Raw genomic sequence first — 19,844 nt, 5'->3', positions numbered from 1 at the left:
ATACCCCTGAAACAATTCTTCTGGCGCTTGGGGAATGTGTGCAATTTAATGAAGAGGCCTGAAGAGACCGCGGCCGAAGCGCCTGTCGTGAGAAAACCCAGGCGCCAGACCACGTGGCGATCCACGGTATCACGCCCTGATTCAAGCGTTGTGAGTCAGAAGAGCGGCGCGGCGCCTGATCTGCGCAGCCAGGCGATAAATCCACATGCCAGGGCGTGAAAGGACCTTGTCCCACGCACCCACGTAGCGCACTACCTGGCCGCCAAACCCCTGTTTGAAACGCCAGACGCCCCACAGCCCGCCTTGCGACGCGTTGTCGTCGCCGACATCCGGCTCGACCTCGCCGGCACCGACTTCGTCCGGGATGCCCCATAAATCGTACACGGCGCAGCCCCGGGCCTGCGCCCATTGCACGGCCGCCCATTGCAGGGCATGATTGGGCATCAACTGACGCTGACTGTCGCCGGACGCGCCCCACAGATACCAGGCGGTGCGGCCCAGGGCAAAAACGACGATGCCGGCCAGCAGTTCGCCTTCGTATTCGGCCAGGAGCCAGGTCGCCAGGCCGGGCGGCGCGAAGAGATCAAAGGCTGCTGCGTAGTAGGCCAGGTTGTGTACGCCGAAATGATCCCGTTGGCCGGTAGTTTCCATCAAACGCTGAAAGGCCGGCAGATCGGCCCGTGCGCCGACCCGCACCGTCACTCCTTTGCGACCGGCCAGGCGAATGTTGTAGCGCCATTTCTGCTTCATACGCGCCAGGATTTCATCCGCGCTGGCGGTCAGGTCAATGTGCACGGTGCTGCGCGGCTGCACCGTCTGCGCGGACAGCGCGAAGCCATAGCCCGCCAGGCGCCGCGCCATGACCTGGCTATGCGGCAGGTCTGGCTCCAGCTTGAGTATATAGCTATGGCGTTGCCGCGCGCATTGCTCAACGGCCTGCAGTAAGCTGGCGCACAGGGCTGGTTGCTCCCAATCAACCACGGGGCCTTTGGGCACATAGGCGAACGGCTGTCCCCACGGCATGCGCCGATACAGGATTTGCGCGCCGGCCACGATCGCGCCGTCCGCGCTCAGCGCCACGCGTTCGGTCTGCCAGCCCACGCGGGCCTTGAGCTCGCTCCAGCGGCTGGTCTGCAGCAAATGACCGTGCGCATGACTCGCAACAAAAGCATCCCACGCAGCAGGATCAATCTGCGCGTGCGGCAGCACCGGCAAAGAGGTTGAAATCATGGCACCGATTCTACCCACATCGCGTTCATTAGCCAAAAAGCGCCGCGGTTCGAAACGGAGCGCAGATTCAACCAACAGGAGCACACATTACGAAATCTTAACAGAGTGCGCATCACTTGCTAACAGCGCCGTGCTAAACTCTGGGCTGTCAGTCGGTATCGTCATGAAGGGGCCTACAGCGCCCGCTTGTGTTGTCCTGGCAGTTTACGGTGGTTTCAACGGGTTGAGATGGGATGTGAGGGTGAGAACGGAATGAAGACGACTGTATGATCGGAGCCACAGCCAGTCAGGCGTTTTCGCAGAAAATTACCACGCGTTTTTGCAGAAAATCGCCGCCAACCCTGTCTTCGCTGCCCTTCGTGTTTTGTGGCATCGTCCCTGGCGCCGATCAGCCGGCCGTAGTTGCCGTGCTGATCGGCGCCAAGGATGGGATGACTAGATGGTAAGCCGAACAAACCTGAGTCAAAAATGACAGACATTGAGAAATGGAGAGAAAAAGCGCATGCATGAGACAACCCTGACGCCACGTCCGCGCCGGCGCGGCCTGGTCGTGATTGGCCTCTTTCTGGCCGTCGTCATGATTTTTGCTTCGGGCGCAGCCGTCGGCGCGCTAACCTATGCCTGGTTGACGCCTACATCCGTGACGCCGATCCAGGCATCGCGTGTCAACGCCGTGGCGGCCAACACGTTGCCAGCCCAAGCCAGCGGCACCTTGCCGACCGTCTCGCCAACGACATCCGCCGCCACGGGCACGGATCCATTGGTAGTGGCCGTGAGCCAGGTCACACCGGCGACCGTGACCGTACTCAACAACGATGGTTCGTCTGGGTCGGGAGTCTTCATCCGCGCGGACGGCTATCTGGTCACCAACAATCATGTGGTCGAGGGCGGCAGCCAGTTTGAGGTCATCTACGCGGACGGCAGCCGGGTCTCTGCGCAGGTGGTAGGCGCCGCGCCCGACTTTGATCTGGCCGTGCTCAAGGTCAGCGGTAAAGCGCCGGCGGTGGCGCCGCTGGGTGATTCGGGCGCGCTGGCGCCAGGCTCTCGCGTCGCGGCCATCGGCAGCGCCTTGGGCGGTTTTCGCAACACGGTGACGGCCGGCGTGCTCAGCGCGCACAACCGGCGCCTGGGCGACCTGGATGGCCTGCTGCAGACCGATGCGGCCATCAATCATGGCAATTCAGGCGGGCCGCTCATCAACCTATCTGGTGAGATTATCGGCATCAACGTGGCCGTCGTGCGCGGCAGCGGCAGCGATGCGGCGGAGGGCCTGGGCTTCTCCATTCCCAGTAACACGGTGCGCGTGGTGGCCGAGCAGTTGATCAGCAGCGGCCGCGTCGTGCGGCCCTACCTGGGCATTACCTTCGAACCGCTCAATCCGCAGTTGGCGAGCGAATCAGGCCTGACGGTAGTGCAAGGGGCGTATGTTCAGCAGGTGGTGGCCAATGGCCCCAGCGCGCAGGCGGGGCTGAAGGTGGGCGATGCAATCGTCGCCCTGGGCGGGCAGACGATTGATGACCAACACCCCTTGCCGCAGGTGCTCCTGCAGTATCGCGCCGGCCAATCATTAGAGCTGACCGTGGCGCGCGGAGATAAGCAATTCACCCTGACGGTGCGCTTGGCGCAGCGACCAGAAGCATAGACGACCGTAGAACGCATGAACTCCTTCCGAACGTGAGCGCGGGCGCCGGGTTTTGGCACGAACCCGGCGTCTTGCGCGTTCGTGCGCTCCGCCTAACGCAGCCGCGCGGCCAGCCCGGTGTAACGTTCGGCGATTTTGTTATTGTTCACGGCAATCGCAATCGCGCGCGGCATGCCCACCAGGACCACCAGGCGTCGCGCACGGGTGACCGCGGTATACAGCAAATTACGCTGCAGCATCATGTAGTGCTGCGTGAGCAGCGGCAGCACCACGGCCGGGTACTCAGACCCCTGCGCCTTGTGCACGCTGATGGCGTAGGCATGCATCAACTCGTCCATCTCCAAGAAACTGTAGTCAATCTCTCGTTCCTCGATGCGCACGGTCAGCATTTGTTCGATGAGATTTAGCCGGACAATGACTCCTAAGTCGCCGTTGTAAACATCCTTGTTGTAATTGTTGCTGGTTTGCATCACACGGTCGCCCACGCGGAAGATGTGCCCGCCGAGACGCCGTTCGGGTTTGGTTGCGTCGGCTGGATTGAGCCGCGCTTGCAGCAGCAGGTTGAGGTTGGCGACGCCTGCCACGCCGCGGTGCATGGGGGTGAGAACCTGCACATCGTCCGCTGGAATTTGGAAACGCCGCGGAATTCGCTCGGCCACAATCTCCACCACCAGGTTGGCCGCCTGCTCAGCATCGTCCGCCTTGAACAGAAAAAAGTCCTGTGAGTTGGTTGGATGCCACTCCGGCATCTGCCCGCGGTTGATGCGGTGGGCGTTTTCGACAATGTAGCTTCCGGCCGCCTGGCGGAAGATTGTCTGCAGGCGCACCACGGCGGCTGCGCCCGACTCGATGATGTCCTTGAGCACGCTGCCCGCGCCGACGCTGGGCAGTTGATCTACGTCGCCGACGAGCAGCAGATGCGCGCCTGGCGGCACGGCCTTGAGCAGATGGTTCATCAGCAGCAGATCGAGCATGGAGGCCTCATCCACGATCAGGATGTCGACGTCGAGCGGGTTCTTCTCGTTGACCTGAAAGGTGACGCCGTCCGCGGGCTTGAATTCGAGCAGGCGGTGGATGGTCTTGGCCGGGCGGCCGGTGGCTTCACTCAAGCGTTTGGCGGCGCGACCGGTCGGCGAGGCCAGCGCGTAGGTGTGGCCGGAGGCTTCCAGCAGGCGGATGATCGTCTGCACGGTGAAGGTCTTGCCCGTGCCCGGTCCGCCGGTCAGCACGGCCAGCGGCTGGGTCAGCGCGGCCTGCACGGCTTCACGCTGCGCAGGCGCGAGGGCCAGGCCGGTCTCGCGCTGCACCGCGGCAAAGGCGACGCTCCAGTCAAACTGCTGAAAGAGCGCCAGGCTGTCGCTCTGCCCGTCGCGCAAGCGGCGCAAACGGCCGGCCACGCCAATCTCACCCCGATAGAACGGCACCAGGTAGACTGCGCGCTCCTCGGCCACCTGCGCGGGCGTCGGGTCATCGCTGAGGCTGGCGACCTCGTAGAGGAACGGCGTCGGTTCTGCGACCGGTATGTACGACGCGGGCGGCGCGGCCGCAATGCGCTCGACGTGAACCTCGTCTTCCTGGCGCAGCTGCTCGATGGCGTTGATCACGAGGGTGGGCGGCACGCCCAGCATGTCGGCTGTCTGCGCGACGAGGGCGGTTTGCGGTACATAGACATGACCGTCATCGGCTTGCTCGCTGAGGACGTGCGCCACCCCGGCCGCGGCCCGTTCGGGCGAATCGAGGGCCAGGCCCAGGGCGCGCGCAATCTTGTCCGCGGTGATGAAGCCGATTCCATGAATGTCGCGCGCCAGGCGGTAAGGGTCATTCTTCACAATGCCCACTGCGCCGTCGCCATACTGCTTGTAAATCTTGACCGCCAGGCCCGTGGAGATGCTGTGCTCCTGCAAGAAGAACATCACATCGCGAATGGCGCGCTGCTGGCGCCAGGCGTCCTGAATCAGAACCGCGCGTTTGGGGCCAACGCCAAGCACGGTGCGCAGGCGCTGCGGTTCCTCGTCAATCACGTGCAGACTCTCGGCGCCAAACTGACGCACGATGCGTTTGGCGGTGACCGGCCCAACACCCTTGATCAGCCCAGAACCCAGGTACTTTTCGATCCCGGTGGCCGTGGCCGGCAGCTTCAGCTTGAAGGTGTCTGCTTTGAATTGGCGCCCATACTGGGGATGCGCAGCCCACTGGCCGCTCAGTTCGATGTGTTCACCGACGTTGACGCCCAGCATGCTGCCCACGACCGGCACGGTGTAGCTTTTGCCCTCTGGCGTCAACTGCGCCACCGTATAGCCGTTCTCTTCATTCTGATAGGTAATGCGTTCGATCGTGCCGGTCAGCGTGTCCATCTGGGCTAATCCTCATCCATCTACTGCGAGGTCAACACTAACACGCGGCGGCGATTTCGGCAAGAAGGCGCCGCGTGCGCATAAAAAATGCCAGGCGATTCACTATCGAACCGCCTGGCCCTGAGCTCAAGATCCGCTCATAACCCCATTTTGCTCCACCACGCATACCGGCCTTGATCTCTGGTCTCTGATCTCTGATCCCCGTTCTCCGGTCTCCGATCTCCGATCTCTGATCTCTACTCAATCCGGCTGATACACGCCGCTGTCCAAGCTCTGCGCCTTCTGAAAATCACGCTCGATTTGCGCAGGGTCGAAGTGATCCGGCAGGCCGCGCACCTGCTGGCCGGTGGAAATGAAGACCATGATGGCGAAGCCCGCCAACGCCTCGTCTGAGGTGAAATTGCAGTGCCCATAGCGGAAAATGGGAATCTGCAGCAGTTGACCACGCCCGCTGGTTTGCAGCTTGCCGCGGTAGAGCAGTTGATGCCAGAACGGGATGACTTCGTCGCCGGTAGTGTGCAGCGTGACCATCGGTACGGTCAGGGCGCCGCTGGTCTGATAAGCCCTCAACGCGGTCAGCGCGGCCGGATCGGCGCTGAAGCGCTGCACGCGCTGGTTGAGCAGGCGATCGTTCAACGAGCCGCTGTAGAGACGGGTGCGATTGTCAAATGGGTTGCCGCCCAGTTTTGCACGCGCGTCGTTGGTGGCAAAGACGTTGTACCACAGGACGTTCACCGCTGTGGAGACCATCGAGTTCATGCTGTACATCTGCGTCGCGGCGCGCGAGGTGCTCATGAGCTGTAGCGCCTGGCGGGGATTGGCCCGCACCTGCTGCGTGATCGCGGGCACGTAGGACGATTCCCAATTAGCGATGACCTGCGGCGGGATGTTGATGGGGGAAGGGGGTAAGACGTTGGGGAAGAAGTAGTCGAAGAGTACGCGGAAATCGCCCAGGTACTCCGTCTGCTTCTTGAAGTCGCCGATGGGGCCGCAGGCCGAGAGCGCGCCGGTCAGCAGTTCCGGGTGCCGTTCGGCCATCAGCGCGGTGACGATGCCGCCCTCGGAAGCGCCCGTCATATAGGTATGCACCGGCGCCTGGCCGGCCGCGGCCGGAAACGCCGCGATCAACTCGGTCACATCATCTACGCCGCTGACAATCGCCAGGCCGTTGGTGCGATAGCTGGTGGTAGCGAAGGCATAGCCCAGGCTCTGCACCAGGTCAGGCAGATAGGTTTCGCCCAGGTAGAGGTTGTAGAAGCCGAGCGGCTCGTTGAACGCCACATAGCCGTGCGCCCAAACCACCAGGTCACCGTTCCAGCCGCTGGCGGGAATACAGATCAGCGAAAGCGCGCCGCTGGGCAAGACGCCTTCTTGACAGCCGAGAGGGAGAGCAGGGGCAAGAGCTGGTGCGGCTGCCGCCGGTGCGATGCCCGTCGCGCCCAGAATTACCACGAGGGACACGATGAACCAGAGTCTACGCATACAGAACCTCCTTAGAATGTCCATATCGCACCTCCTCAATGGCCTGGAGGCACTGAGACCAACCGCGCGTCGTCAGACGCGCTTCTACGCGAATTGTAGCACGCCGATCCACCTTGTCAATAGCAGACTCTGGATTGGGTGCATTTCACTTTGGGGGCGTAGCCCCAGAGGGGCTTGCATCTCGTAGCCGGATGGCCTCTGGCCTCCGGCGGGATTGGCTGCCGCATGGCGTGCGCGCAACCATCGCCGCCCGACCGTGAACGGATCGGGCTACGAGGTGGAAGGCCCGACAGGGCCCGGTAGCCCCGCAGGGGCTTGCATCTCGTAGCCGGATGGCCTCTGGCCTCCGGCGGCCTGACGGCCCCGGCGAGGCTTGGCATCTCATAGGGTGCATTTCACTTTGGGGGCAATCGCTGAGCCTTTGGCGTGGGACTAGAGCGCGTTTCGCCTCCACAGGATTGAAATGCAATCGTCCCGTAGGGACGTCCTGACTTGAGACCGGCGCCCTCATTCCCGTCGTCCCGTAGGGACGATTGAATGAGGGCACCCCGGCGAGAGACGAGTTCAACCGTCCCTACGGGACGGACGCGGATGGTGCGATCATGACTAATGTCAGGTGCCCCTACGGGACAGGCCGTCATCCCATGAGGATAGCGACATCACTCACGAAAATCAGTGCCTCAAGGGCGAGCGCAGAATTTCCCGTTTTACCAGGTCAGGTTCGCCATGGGAACCGGCCAGAGGTTGTCTGGTTCAGTTGAGAGTCAAAGTCCACGCAGGCGAGCCTGGCGGTGGCTGAAAAACATTAGATTTATCAAATCACAAATCTGTTTAATTATTTTCAAAATATATCTTGACAAATCAATCTGTTTGAGATAAAATAAAATCAGATTGTTACGAAGCGTAAACATATCTTGGGTCGAACGACATTGTGATGAAAGGAGTTTCGCATGTACCGTGCTCCACACGCCTGTCCGGTATGCGACGGGGAAATGCAAACGACGCGGCTGAGCTGTCCCACCTGCGGCACAGCCGTCGAGGGCCGCTTCGAGCGCAGCGCCCTGGAAAAGCTGAGCCGAGAGCAGCTCCATTTTGTAGAGGTGTTTCTGCGCAATGAAGGCAAGATCACCTGGGTGGCCGAAGAGCTGAAGCTCAACTACCCGGCGGCCCGCGCCCAATTGTTGGATATCGTGACCGCGCTGGGGGTCAAACCCACGCCGCGGACTGCCCAGAGCAGCGAGCGCCAGGAAGTCCTGCGCAGGCTGGCGGCCGGCGAAATCACGGCCGAAGAGGCTCTGCTGCAAGTCAACCGTAGTCAATAAGAAGTAGCTGCCAAATGATGAATATGCTTTAGTTGAAGGAGAACAACATGTCTGATCGTTTCAAGTTCGCTTTGCCAGAGGGAATCAGCCAGTTGACCATCTACGCCGCAGAGGAACTGATCGTGCGCGGCAGCGAGCGTCGCGATCTCAGCGTGGCGTGCGATGATGAGCCAATCCTGGAAACCACCGATGCGGGCGTCGTGCTGCGTCTGATGGACGACGCCGAGGTTGAGGCGCCTGCACTCCTCGATCTATTGATTGCTCAGGTGGGCGACGAGCTGAGCCTGCGCAGCCTGCAGGGCCAGGTGCATGTCGAGGCCGCGCCCGATGATGTGAGCATCAAGCACTGCGGCCAGGTTACCATCGGGCGCGTGCAGGGCGACCTGTCCGCGCAGGAGGTGCAGCGCCTGGATGTGTCCGCGGTGGATGATGATGCCAGCGTCCGCAGCGTGCAGGAATTGATTCTGGGCGCGGTGGGCGACGACCTGTCCGTCAGCCAGGCCGGTCGTGTGACCGTCAAGAGTGTAGGCGGCGATGTGGCGCTGACCAACATTCAAGGCAACGTCGAGATTGACAGCATCACGAAAGACTTCGCCGCCACCAACGTGGGCGGCGCCCTGCGCGTGAATACCGTTGGCAGCGACGCGGTCATTCGCGGGCGGGCCATGCCCGGCCAGCAGATTCATGTGCGCGCCTGGGACAGCGTGACCCTGGTGTTGAACGGGCTGGTGACGCTGCATCGCCTGGAAGGGCATGGCGCATGGAGCGCGCTGCCCGACTGGGATGAAATCCGGCGCCAGGCGCCTAATCCAGCGCAGGAGGGCGGCAGCGAGGTGCTGGTAGCCGCGGGTGACCGCGTGACAGCCGCCAGCTACGACTTCAACGCCAGCGAGTTGACCGAGAACCTGAACCAGTTGGGCGCGCAGCTCAGCAGCCTGGGGCAAACCATCGCCGATCAGGTGCGCAGCAGCCTGGCCGCGGCCGATTTCGAAGGCATTGGCCGGCAGATCAAGGATGCCATGGCCGACATTGATTGGAGCGGCCTCAAGAAGAATGTGCGGGCGGCTGAACGCGCGCAGCAGCAGGCGGAGCGGGTTGCCCGGCAGGCGGAGCGCCGGCATGGATTCCGGCCAGAGGTCAACGTGACGATGCATCCGCCGACGCCGCCAACCCCACCAAGACCGCCCACTCCGTCGCCGGTTACGCCCGCGGCGCAGGCGGATCGGCCGGGCAATGGAAATGCCAGCCAGGAGCGCCTGCTGGTGCTGCAGATGATTCAACAGGGCAAGATCACGCCTGAGCAGGGCGAGATGCTCTTGGATGCCCTGCCGCTCTAAGCGCCGCACACAGCCTGGCCGACCATCTTACGAACTACAAACCGGGCTTCTAACAGAAACCCGGTTTGTAGCCTACTGCTTATCTCCCTTGTTTTTTGCCGAGGGATAGGCGCTTTCTTATTGCGCGTGAAACTCCTTGACTGCTCTACGCATTAACTCAGTGTAGTACAGCTTCTCTAATATCCACTCGCGAACCAACGTGATAGGTTCTACACGCCGTTCCTTCGCGATCTGTTTGATCGCTGCAAGCTCCTTCGCCGGTAAGTCTATGGTGACCACGCTCGTATCGAATCGCTCGAATACAGGCTCCACGACCTCTTCCAACGCATCTTCAAAATCAGTTACATCATGAGAATCCCAAAACCTTGCCAGCTCTTCGATCGAATCTATCTGGGGAATGGATTTGGTTTTCAGCGTTGTTTCCATTCTCGATATCGCCTTTCTTCCTTTGGTGTCATAGATCGCGCCGTGACAGGAAATCCCTTACCATCAGGAAATAGTATCACGACACAGAACAAATAGCGTCCTTCTATTGTCTGTCCAAGCACATGATACACTGGGTTAGCTCCCAGCGCTTTGGATCGAAGCACCAACGGGTAGCCAAAGCAGACGTCCTCGAATTCCTGTGGCGAAACATCGTGGGCCGCAATGTGATCAATCCGGTCAACAGGCCAAATAATCTCGTGTATCACCATACCCACATTTTACCATGAAGCAAGAAAGCCGGCAACGAATCCGTCGAAGGATTAGGAAAACCCGAGGAGTCGAAGATGCGTTCCCAACCAGGCTATGCTATAATCTGTCCACGTGAGCGCATTTTCCGAGAGCAGGTTTGGCATGGCCGCCGTAAAGATAACACCAACCTTTCAAGACGACGCCGATTTTGTGCTCTTTCCCGGCGATTGCCTGGATCTCCTGCCGCAGCTGCCGGCTGGATTGGCCAAACTGATCGTCACCTCGCCGCCCTACAACCTGGGCAAAGAGTATGAAAGACGCCTGAGTCTCGCTACCTATCTCGACCAACAGCGGCGCGTCATCGCCGAGTGCGTGCGCGTGCTGCACCCGCGTGGGAGCCTTTGCTGGCAGGTGGGCAACTATGTGGACAACGGCCAGATCATCCCACTGGATGTGAAGCTTTATCCGATCTTCGAAGCGCTCGGCTTGCAGATGCGCAATCGCATCATCTGGCAGGTTGGTCATGGGCTGCATGCCACGCACCGGTTTTCCGGGCGCTATGAAGTCATCTTGTGGTTCACCCGGTCGGCTGCCTACACCTTCAATCTCGATGCGGTGCGCGTGCCGCAGAAGTATCCCCAGAAGAAATACTTCAAAGGCCCCAAGCGTGGCGAGTTGTCGGGCAATCCGCTGGGCAAGAACCCCGGCGATGTGTGGGATATTCCGAACGTCAAAGCCAATCATGTGGAGAAGACGGAACATCCATGCCAGTTTCCGGTCGAACTGATCGAACGCCTGGTGCTTGCCATGACCGACCCGGGCGATTGGGTGCTCGATCCCTTCATGGGTGCGGGGACGACCGCGCTGGCGGCTTTGATCCACCAGCGGAAGGCGATTGGCGCCGAGATCATGCCCAAGTACGTGGAGATTGCGAGGGAGAGAATCCGGCTCGCCGAAGCGGGTCAGTTACGCGTCCGCCCTATGGAGCGGCCCGTTTACGACCCAGAAGCCCCTTCCAGGAACCTTCCGCCGGTTGACGTTCAACTTGGAGATGGTTATCGTCAGAAGATGCTGGTTTCTTCATGAAACGCCGCCGTCTTGGCCGAATTGTTTTGATCCTGCTCCTCCTGTTGACCGTTGGCCTCACGGTGGCCTCGCGCACACCGACCGGCCAAGCGGCCTTGAATGTGGTCGAATACCGCGTGCGCGCCTGGTGGTGGTCGCTGACCGGGCAGCCCAGCTATGACCCGACGCGCAGCGGCAGCTTTTCCGGCGCCATCCGCACCGCGGACGGGCAACCGCTGGCCGGCGCATTCGCCCTGGTCGCCTTGGTGCGCGGCGAGGTGTACCAGGCGCGCAGCGATGCGGCCGGCGCGTATCGCGTGGACGGCGTGCCGCCTGGACGCTACGTGCCGATGAGCGGCGCCTGGGGTTTTGTCGAGACGAACGGCCCGCCCTTGACGATCAGCGTGGGGCAGGAACGCAAAGGGGTTGACTTCATTCTGCCTGTCTACCGGCCGGCGCCCGTCGAGCCGACGGCGTGGGCCGTTGGCCCCACGTACGTGGCCGCGTCCGATTTTCCCAACCCGCTGACCGCGCGGCGCATCCCCTTCACCTTCACCCTCGACAGCCTGGTGATCGAAGGCGGGCAGTTCTACCTGCCCGATCAGATCACGCAAACGCTGCCGACGATCTTCATTATTTACCCCAGCCCGGCCATCAACTGGAGCAATGTGTCCGCGGCGATGGCGCAGGAGGGCTTCGCGGTCATCACCGTGGGGCCGGATCCTGATCGCGGTCTGGACATCGAAGGGCATGTGCGCGATTTTCGCGCGGTTTTTCAGGCGTGGCAGGCGGGGCGCTTCGCCGAGATGGCGCCGGGCGCCGCGCTGGATGCCAACCGCTGGCTGTTGATGTCCGGCAGCTTCGGCTCGTTGATGCTCTTCCGCGCCCTGCGTGATTTACCGGCCGCGCCGGCCATCGTCAGCGTGGGCGGCGTCAGCGATGCCTTTCTGGGCATCCAGTCGCTCTACAGCACGGAGTTGAAGATCCCACCGCCCTACGACACCTACATCGCTGCGCTGGGCCGCCCTGATCGCGATCCGGCCTTCTTCTTTGGCTATTCCCCGATTTTCTACGCCGACCACCTGCCGCCCATCTTCATGATTCACTCCTACGGCGACGAAGTGATCCCCTACAACCAAACCACCGCGCTCAGCGCCGCGCTAGAGGCCCGGCAGGCGCCGCACGAAACCTTGCTCTATCACGACACCACCCACTACCTGGACGCGTACAACCCAACCGAATCCACCTACCTCGTTTTTCGCCGCGCCATGGCCTTTGTCCGTGCGTACATCGCGCAACGTTGAGCCGCCTGCTTGATTGGGGATGTTGGGACCGGAGTTTGCTCCCACCTTTCTTGACGTCTTGACCCAGGGTGATTTCAACGCTGCGCCTGGGGTCGCTGTTCATGGATGCAGAGTTTCCCTGGGGTGGTCTGACCGGGGGCGCCAGGTGAGCGGTTCAGTAGATGTCGCCGATGTCTTCGCCATGGAGGCAGCGGGTGCAGCCATCGGCGCCGGTTGCAACCTACCTCGCTGAGCGCGCCAATGATGGTGAATACAGGCTGAGGGCCAGGGATTGGCCTGTTTCGATGATTTCACGTGATACTGAGTCAACCGATCCGATTTCCATTACGCCCGCTCGCACACCTCCTTGTCCACCAGCCGCGGCTTCTAGGGTCAGATAGAACGAATAGGTCTGCTGGCTTTTCATGGGCCCAGTCCAGTAGTACATGCCCTCTCCAGAACTGGAGAATTTGAGAGCGGCCGTCAGGGTAGCGTCACCCGCTTCCACGTGCGGCTCGCTCGATCGTAAGCCGCCGATTGAGGTCGCCATGCCAACCGATGCGTGCTGCAAATCCACCAACGGCGTCACTTCGTAAACTGCCGTCACCGGTTGGTTCAAGGTCAGCGTGCCCGACAGATACAGCCGGTTCTGAATCAACTCAGGTTGGAGCGGTGTTGCTCCAGGAACTTCTTGCCTTGGTGACTCCCAGTGATTGGGCGGTGGGTAATGGCTGACCCATGTATCTTCCCCCTCGACCAGGACGTACAGGGCATCAAAACCGGGGAAGGAACTACCATAGGGTGTATCTTTACGACCAGAACCAACGATCTTGTAGTACCCATTCTCCAATACCCGTGCCGTGGCAGTGAAAACGTAGGTTTGGTTCAGATCCATGTCCACCCGCCACTCCTCTGGCGCGCTAACCAGTTCCACGCCGGCCGGCAACACAAAGCTCACCGCCACATCGGTGAAGGCCATAGAGGTGCGCAGTTCCAACCGCAGCGCGAAAGGTTCGCCCAGAGCGGGTCTTCCCTCCAGCGCTAACGATGCCCGCAGTGGTGAACTGGCCGCCATACATCCTGCCAGCAACAGCACCGTACACAGCCCCACGGCCGCGGCCGTGATCCAATGTCGTACCCGCACGATCCGCAGGTACTTCTTCCACCACGTTTTCATGAGATCCTCCTTGCATCGAAGTCGCTTCCTTGTCCCTTTTCAGGTCTTTGAGTCACCCACGTTCCGGGGATTGCGTTGTCAACCGGCCATACCTCCGTGCGGTTATGCGGCTGTCTTCCCCCTGCTGCACGGGCATGCGCAACCTCTACGGGCAGGAAATGGCGTCAGGATTGACCTTGAACTGGTTGGCGGACACCCGGCAGAAGTAGAAGCCGGGGTGATTGTCCATCTCCTGCACCACATCCCCCCAGTTGCTCCACGCTCCCTGGGTCCACTGTAGTTCCTGGAACGTCGTCCCCGCCTGGTCGCACGTGTTGCGCGCGCGACCCAGGGCCAGCGGGCGCAGATTCGTCAGGTTCAGCGTGGTGGCCGCCGCCGGCAGCCCGGCCACATCCACGCCGTCTACCCGGTAATGCCACACACTGCCCTCCTTCACGATCTCGAAGCGCGGCGTCGTTCCCACCGCCAGGGTGGCGCCCACGTAGCTGTTGCTCACTCCGTTCACCTGCCACTGCACCAGGATCTGCGGACTGCCGTTACTCAGGCGCCGCCAGCCCAGCTGCATCCAGTTGCTGTCGTCCTGACGCAGCCACAGCAGCCGCTGCAACTCACTCCCCGCCGTGATGATCTGGTCGTTCTGGCGCACCAAAATACGACCCGCCACCCCGGTCACCTGGCTGATACTCGGGTCTTTCCCGGATACCACATAATCACCCGTCACGCACGCTGACGTGGCCGTCGGGGTGGCCGTTAGCGCCGCAGTCGGCGTGCGGGTTGCCGTCGCCGTTGCCGTTGGTGTACTGGTTGGCGCAGGTGTCGGCGTGCGGGTTGGCGTGGGCGTTGCGGTTGGTGTGCGCGTGCGCGTCGGTGTGGATGTCCAGGTGCGAGTAACCGTTGGCGTGGCCGTAGGCGCCATTGTCGGCGTGTTCGTTGGCGTCGGCGCGCAGCCGGTCCGGATGTTGAAGCGGTTGAATGTGTTCCAGAGCTGGGAGCACGTCTTGCCCCGATTGCGCAGGTTCTGCCAGAATTCCTCGTAGATATTGTCGGCGTGCGTTCCCTGGTTGTAGGCGCCCGTCGCAATCAGGTCGCTGTATCCATTCCTGATCTCATTGACCGTCAGTTCGGTATCGTCATTCTCAGCGTTATTTACCGGGTCGAACAGATCCCACAGCAACCCCGCTACCGCCCCTTCGACATTGGCGCCGCGGTTTGCCCAGTTTTGCGGCTCTGTCTCTATGTTAATGGTAAAGATACCATTGACAGTGCTATCCTGGTAATTACCTTCATTCTGCACCATGGCTTGGTAGAAATCCGGCCAGCCCTCGGACCAGGCAAACCGCACATCCGTGACATCGCCCCATGCATGTACTCGGTAGCATGGGGGAAGGCCGGGGATTGGGATACCGCACGGCCAATAGCCAAAGTCGCCCCACATCTTGGTGTGGGCATATTCGTGCAGAATCACATCTGGGTCATGCTGATCTTGCTCATCGCCTCCACGCAGCCACATGGAGCAGCCGTAGGCATAGGGTTGGTTTATCAGACTGGGCCAGTAGACTGTCACACCCGTACAGCCAGGATCCCAGTGCGTCTCTAGCATACGCATGATCATCCATGAACCCGTGTCGTCTTCGGGCGTGTTGAGATCATCTTCGATCTTCAGGTGAACCGTCTGTTGAGGGTTTGCAGTAACCCCCTGCGTACGTCCGTCTTTCGAGTAGACCGATCCAAAGGGATCCGTGCCGATGGTCAGATGGTCATTGCTGGCTTTGCCGTGTACATAAACATTGCCGCCAGGCTGGAGGGACACGGCAGGAAAGACGTAATGACCGTTGGGGTCGGCCCACCCCGTCCGCAGGATGCCGTTGTTAGCCGCATCCTTCAGGAAGACTTCGACATAGGGCACAGGGTAGGATACGCCGCCATCCAGGTAGGTGACATCTCCTGAAAACGTGATCGTCACAGGCGTCGGCGTGGGCGTTCTGGTCGGTGTGGGGGTGTTGGTGGGGATGGGTGTGCGCGTGGGGGTGCGCGTGAACGTGGGCGTCCAGGTCGCAGTAGGTGGGATCGGGGTATGGGTGGCGGTGGAAGTCGCTGTCGGGTCGGGCATCACACGCCAGATGCGAACCTCATCCACCCAGGGGCCGTCATAGACGACACTCGAATCGCTGTGGAAGTGCCACGCGAGCCAGACCGTGCTATCTCCCAGGTAATCGCCAAAATGAATATCTTGATAACCAAAACCCAGATACTCGGGGTTAGTCCCCGTCCAGCGCTGCAGCTCGGTCCATGCCCCCCAGCCATCCGGCGACACTTCCAGGGCCAGGTAATCCCAGCCGTTCTCGATCTGATACGAAAGCTGGAAGTCCACATCGCCTTGGGTAGCGCCAAGCAAGGAAAACGGGCCATAGATCATGCGTGTGTCCTGATTGTACAGATAATCGTCTTTGCCAGGGCTTGGATCATAACGATTCGTTCCCTCATTCGTGGGCCAGGCAGCCCAGGAACCAGCGTAGGGACGGTAATCGTCATCATCCCAGCACGCATTGCCACAGCCGGTGACGCTCCAGCCGGGATCAGGCCAAACGTACTCGAAGGTTTCGTGCTCGATCAGGACGTAGGAATCCGGCTTCGCCGGAGCGCGGGTTGCTGCAGGTTCGGGCACGATCTCGCCTTGTGTGAGCGCTTCAGACGGGGGAAAGGCATTCGCGAGAGGTCGCACAAGTCCATCACGCACAAGCGTCGCCGGCTGGGAGGCAATTGCGACAATGGAGTCATGGAGCCAGGACGGAACTATGTTATGATAATCTACTGGTAGCGGGGGGGGGTAACAGCAGCGATGACAGATTGAGGCAACAGAACGACAGCGAACAGCAGGCCGATGGCCCGACGAAAGCAGGTAGAGGTTACTAAAGTCATGATGAAACGCCTCCTTCTGAGGACAGCCTAACGTAAATCCGCGTCCAAATTTCGCGCAGCCGGTGTTCTTGCGGGCCTGGTCATCTCGAAATGCACCTATCCCGAACGCCTGCTTTGACGCTGCCGCCATTCCCTTGTACAATACCGTCGGTGTCTCCCGCCCATGCTGCGCTGGCTTTCCTCTTACGGGCAGCTGGCCGTCTTGCGCTCGAAAAGTGCTCCGAGGTGTGCGATGTGCGTTTGTTGCGCCTCCCTAGTGGCTGCCTTTTCCATGGGCCTCGCGACGCGAGCTAATCAGCGCGCTGAACTGCCGGGGGTCTGAGATGTCAACCCGACGCCAGGCTCTCCTCAGCGCGTATTGGTTCGCGGTCAGCGCGCATTGGACCGCCATCCTGGTGGTGCTCCTGCCGGCGCAGGCGCAGCTGCTGGGCGGCGATGCCTTCAAAGGACGCACCCTGGGCCTCGTGCTGCTGGCCGGCGCGCTCGTCTCTATGGTGGTTGCGCCGATCTTCGGCGCCATGTCCGACCGTCTGCGCTCACGCCTGGGACGGCGCCGCCCTTTCCTGATCATCGGCACATTTGGCAACATGATCGCGCTGCTTGGACTGGCCTACCTGGCGCGGCCGCAGGCGTTGGGCTTCTACATCCTGGCCTTCATGGCCGTCGAATTCTTTAACAACCTGGCCACCGCACCCTACTCCGCTCTCATTCCTGACGTGGTGCCGGTCGCGCAGCGCGGCTCGGCCTCCGGTTGGCTGGGCCTGATGACCATGCTTGGCAATTTCCTCGGCGGCATCATGGGCCTGCTGCTAGGCAGCATCGGCGGCATCACCGGCGCCTACTGGCTCCTGGCGGCCATCCTGTTGATCGGCATGCTCATCACCGTGTTCAGCGTGCACGAACCGGAACCGCCGCCGCTGCCGCCCTTCGCCTGGCGCCCCTTCCTGCGCAGCCTGTTCGATCCGTTCAAGTCGCGTGATTTCACCTGGGTCTTCTGGACCCGCTTCCTGATGGTCATGGGCGCCTTCATCGTGCAGGAATTCCTGGTTTACTACCTGGATGACGTCGTCGGCGCGCCCTTCACGATCTTGGGCCTGAGCATGAGCCAGGCCGCGCAGGCCGTGTCGTTCGTGATCCTAGCCCTGCTCGTCGGCGCCCTACTCAGCAGCCTGGCCGCCGGCGTCGTCTCTGATCGCTTCGGGCGCAAGAAGATCGTCTACCTCTCTGGCGCGCTGCAGAGCCTGGTAGTCCTGGTCTTTCTCTTCACCCATTCCTACTCCCTGGCCGTCGTCATGGGCGTCGTTTTTGGCCTGGGCTACGGCGCGTACATCAGCGTGGATTGGGCGCTGGCCACCGATGTGCTGCCCAGCATGGATGATTACGCCCGCGACATGGGCGTCTGGCATGTGGCGCTCACCCTGCCGCAAGTGATCGGCACACCGGTCGCCGGCTTTCTGCTCGACTTGGGCCAGGGCTATGGGCCACGCGTAGGCATCCCCACCCTGGGCTACAGCTTGATCTTCAGCCTGGCCCTGCTCTTCTTTATCTTTGGTACGGTCTTTGTCAGCCGCATCAAGGCAGCCAGGTAGAGCGGATTGACAATGTTTTACGATGAGGACAACGGCCAGGGTTTGGTCGTTCAACTAACACGTCAAGAAAAAGGATTACGGAGAAACGTATGAATCAGTACAAACTCGACCCAGACAAGGCCATTAAGCTCAAAGATGTGGACCCCGATGACACCGGGGATATCAAGCAAAAGGCCGACATACGAGACAAACTCGAGAAAGACCTGGCGCGCATCCGCGCCTTGCAAGAGGCGCTGTATGCAGAGCACAAGCGGTCACTCTTGATCGTGCTGCAAGCGATGGACACAGGCGGCAAGGATGGCACCATCGAGCACGTCTGCAGCGGGTTGAACCCGCAGGGTGTGGTGGTGACGCCGTTCAAGGTGCCGAGCGCAGAGGAGATGGCGCACGATTACCTGTGGCGCGTGCATAAGGTCACGCCAGGCAAAGGCATGATCGGCGTGTTCAATCGTTCGCACTACGAGGATGTGCTCGTGGTGCGCGTGCACGACCTGGCGCCCAAAGAGGTCTGGAGCAAGCGTTATGAGCAGATCAACCACTTCGAGAGACTCCTGACCGACAACGGCACCGTTATCCTCAAATTCTTCCTGCATATCTCCAAAGCGGAGCAAAAGGAGCGCCTGCTCGACCGTCTCAACACCCCGGACAAGCGCTGGAAATTTGCCCTGGGCGACCTCAAAGAGCGCGCCTTGTGGGATCAGTACCAGGAGGCTTACGAAGATGCGCTCAATAAGTGCACTACGGCGGCGGCGCCCTGGTATGTCGTTCCGGCCAACAAGAAATGGTATCGTAACTACGTGGTTGCGCGCATCGTTCGCCAAACGCTGGAAGAAATGGACCCGCAGTATCCCCAGCCGGCCGAGGACTTGAGCCACGTCGTGATTGAGGACTAACATCTTGGCTCGTCCGATAGAAAACATACCAAAACGCTTATCCCAGGTGGCAGATGAGGAGCAAGCTTTTATCGAGGAGAAACTGCTGATGCCAACCACCGAACCAATTGCCGCATTGCCCCAGGTTGCTCCTCACATTGCCCAAATCATCCGGGATTTCGTGAGAGAGACAAAACATGCTTTTAGGGAGCAGGTGATTGCTGAATATCTCTTTGGCTCATATTCGACAGATACTCAAACACCAGAATCTGATATAGATATCTTGATTATCGTCAAAGAGTATTCACCAGAACTTCAATGGCAGCTGAGCGGATTAGCCTCAGACTATGCCTTAGCATATGGTGTTTGTATTTCCCCGATCCTAAAAGACATTGAGGTCTGGCAAAAGAATCAACACTATCAGACGTTGTTCTATCAGAATATCCTCAGGTATGGAATCCCCTTATGAACGACACGGCGATAGAGTTGTCAGGATACCGACTCAAGAAAGCCAAAGACCTCTTGAAACAAGCAGAGGTGCTGCTTGAACATCAAGGCTATGATGGCAGCATCAATCGGTCATACTATGCCATCTTCAATGCTGTTCGCGCCCTTTTGGCGTTATTGAATTTGGATAGTCAACGGCATAGTGGCGTGATCGCCTATTTTGATCGGTATTTCATCAAGACTGGCATTTGTGAGAAGCTGTTGAGTAAGATCGTGCATGACGCGTTCGATGTTCGTCAAGTGAGTGATTATGAAGATTTCGCCGCGCCAACCCTTGAACAGGCGCAACAGCAGTTTGACAACGCGACCACACTGATCGGCCAACTAGAACAAGTCCAGGCATCATTAATTCAGGGAAAGGTTTCCATACCAACAATCTCGTAAGACAGG

At 60.3% G+C, this 19,844-nt stretch carries 15 protein-coding genes; 9 read left to right on the top strand and 6 right to left on the bottom strand.

Going from position 1 to position 19,844, the window contains the following annotated elements:
- Positions 1 to 141 precede the first annotated feature (141 nt).
- On the bottom strand, positions 142 to 1,230 hold the full coding sequence (locus ACPQ6D_RS13120) for a lipid II:glycine glycyltransferase FemX (RefSeq protein ID WP_423224780.1): 1,089 nt from the start codon (positions 1,228 to 1,230) through the stop codon (positions 142 to 144).
- 502 nt (positions 1,231 to 1,732) lie between these two features.
- Here ACPQ6D_RS13120 and ACPQ6D_RS13115 point away from each other — a divergent pair.
- On the top strand, positions 1,733 to 2,872 hold the full coding sequence (locus ACPQ6D_RS13115; RefSeq protein ID WP_423224779.1) for a S1C family serine protease: 1,140 nt from the start codon (positions 1,733 to 1,735) through the stop codon (positions 2,870 to 2,872).
- A 92-nt stretch (positions 2,873 to 2,964) separates the two neighbouring features.
- On the opposite strand, the gene recD2 is transcribed toward ACPQ6D_RS13115, so the two are convergent.
- Positions 2,965 to 5,226, bottom strand: coding sequence for an SF1B family DNA helicase RecD2 (gene recD2 / locus ACPQ6D_RS13110; RefSeq protein ID WP_423224778.1), 2,262 nt, complete (start codon positions 5,224 to 5,226; stop codon positions 2,965 to 2,967).
- Positions 5,227 to 5,466: 240 nt separating this feature from the next.
- Positions 5,467 to 6,708 carry an alpha/beta hydrolase gene (locus ACPQ6D_RS13105; protein ID WP_423224777.1) on the bottom strand — a complete coding sequence of 414 codons (1,242 nt, stop codon included), beginning with the start codon at positions 6,706 to 6,708 and terminating at the stop codon, positions 5,467 to 5,469.
- Positions 6,709 to 7,700: 992 nt separating this feature from the next.
- Here ACPQ6D_RS13105 and ACPQ6D_RS13100 point away from each other — a divergent pair.
- Together ACPQ6D_RS13100 and ACPQ6D_RS13095 are read left to right on the top strand one after the other, a co-directional pair.
- Positions 7,701 to 8,030 (top strand): DUF2089 domain-containing protein, encoded by a 330-nt coding sequence (locus ACPQ6D_RS13100; protein ID WP_423224776.1) that lies wholly within the window; start codon positions 7,701 to 7,703, stop codon positions 8,028 to 8,030.
- Positions 8,031 to 8,077: 47 nt separating this feature from the next.
- Complete coding sequence (locus ACPQ6D_RS13095) at positions 8,078 to 9,367, top strand: SHOCT-like domain-containing protein (RefSeq protein WP_423224775.1); 1,290 nt, start codon at positions 8,078 to 8,080, stop codon at positions 9,365 to 9,367.
- 117 nt (positions 9,368 to 9,484) lie between these two features.
- Here ACPQ6D_RS13095 and ACPQ6D_RS13090 read toward each other — a convergent pair whose 3' ends face one another.
- Entirely contained in the window at positions 9,485 to 9,793 is a 309-nt protein-coding gene (locus tag ACPQ6D_RS13090; protein ID WP_423224774.1) for a CopG family antitoxin, read from the bottom strand.
- 411 nt (positions 9,794 to 10,204) lie between these two features.
- Between ACPQ6D_RS13090 and ACPQ6D_RS13085 the strand changes: the two genes are divergently transcribed.
- Positions 10,205 to 11,128 (top strand): DNA-methyltransferase, encoded by a 924-nt coding sequence (locus tag ACPQ6D_RS13085; RefSeq protein ID WP_423224773.1) that lies wholly within the window; start codon positions 10,205 to 10,207, stop codon positions 11,126 to 11,128.
- The gene (locus ACPQ6D_RS13080) at positions 11,125 to 12,411 is read left to right on the top strand and encodes a prolyl oligopeptidase family serine peptidase (protein WP_423224772.1); all 1,287 of its coding nucleotides are present in this window, start codon (positions 11,125 to 11,127) and stop codon (positions 12,409 to 12,411) included. Before ACPQ6D_RS13085 ends, ACPQ6D_RS13080 begins: the two co-directional genes overlap by 4 nt.
- Positions 12,412 to 12,631: 220 nt before the next feature.
- Here ACPQ6D_RS13080 and ACPQ6D_RS13075 read toward each other — a convergent pair whose 3' ends face one another.
- Positions 12,632 to 13,567, bottom strand: coding sequence for a hypothetical protein (locus ACPQ6D_RS13075; RefSeq protein ID WP_423224771.1), 936 nt, complete (start codon positions 13,565 to 13,567; stop codon positions 12,632 to 12,634).
- 145 nt (positions 13,568 to 13,712) lie between these two features.
- Positions 13,713 to 16,232 (bottom strand): hypothetical protein, encoded by a 2,520-nt coding sequence (locus ACPQ6D_RS13070; RefSeq protein ID WP_423224770.1) that lies wholly within the window; start codon positions 16,230 to 16,232, stop codon positions 13,713 to 13,715.
- A 577-nt stretch (positions 16,233 to 16,809) separates the two neighbouring features.
- Between ACPQ6D_RS13070 and ACPQ6D_RS13065 the strand changes: the two genes are divergently transcribed.
- The 4 genes from ACPQ6D_RS13065 to ACPQ6D_RS13050 all read left to right on the top strand — a co-directional run bounded on the left by ACPQ6D_RS13065 (position 16,810) and on the right by ACPQ6D_RS13050 (position 19,838).
- Positions 16,810 to 18,075, top strand: a complete 1,266-nt coding sequence (locus tag ACPQ6D_RS13065) for an MFS transporter (RefSeq protein ID WP_423224769.1) — start codon at positions 16,810 to 16,812, stop codon at positions 18,073 to 18,075.
- Positions 18,076 to 18,164: 89 nt separating this feature from the next.
- Positions 18,165 to 18,968, top strand: a complete 804-nt coding sequence (locus tag ACPQ6D_RS13060; protein ID WP_423224768.1) for a polyphosphate kinase 2 family protein — start codon at positions 18,165 to 18,167, stop codon at positions 18,966 to 18,968.
- A gap of 4 nt (positions 18,969 to 18,972) precedes the next feature.
- On the top strand, positions 18,973 to 19,416 hold the full coding sequence (locus ACPQ6D_RS13055; protein ID WP_423224767.1) for a nucleotidyltransferase family protein: 444 nt from the start codon (positions 18,973 to 18,975) through the stop codon (positions 19,414 to 19,416).
- On the top strand, positions 19,413 to 19,838 hold the full coding sequence (locus ACPQ6D_RS13050) for a HEPN domain-containing protein (RefSeq protein ID WP_423224766.1): 426 nt from the start codon (positions 19,413 to 19,415) through the stop codon (positions 19,836 to 19,838). The genes ACPQ6D_RS13055 and ACPQ6D_RS13050 overlap by 4 nt, the downstream gene beginning before the upstream one ends.
- Positions 19,839 to 19,844 lie beyond the last annotated feature (6 nt).

The sequence above is a fragment of the Candidatus Amarolinea aalborgensis genome (assembly GCF_900491745.1).
In the GTDB taxonomy this organism is placed as follows: domain Bacteria; phylum Chloroflexota; class Anaerolineae; order SSC4; family Amarolineaceae; genus Amarolinea; species Amarolinea aalborgensis.
Note: the sequence above shows the minus strand (reverse complement) of the source record. Positions and strands in the feature narration are given on the sequence as shown.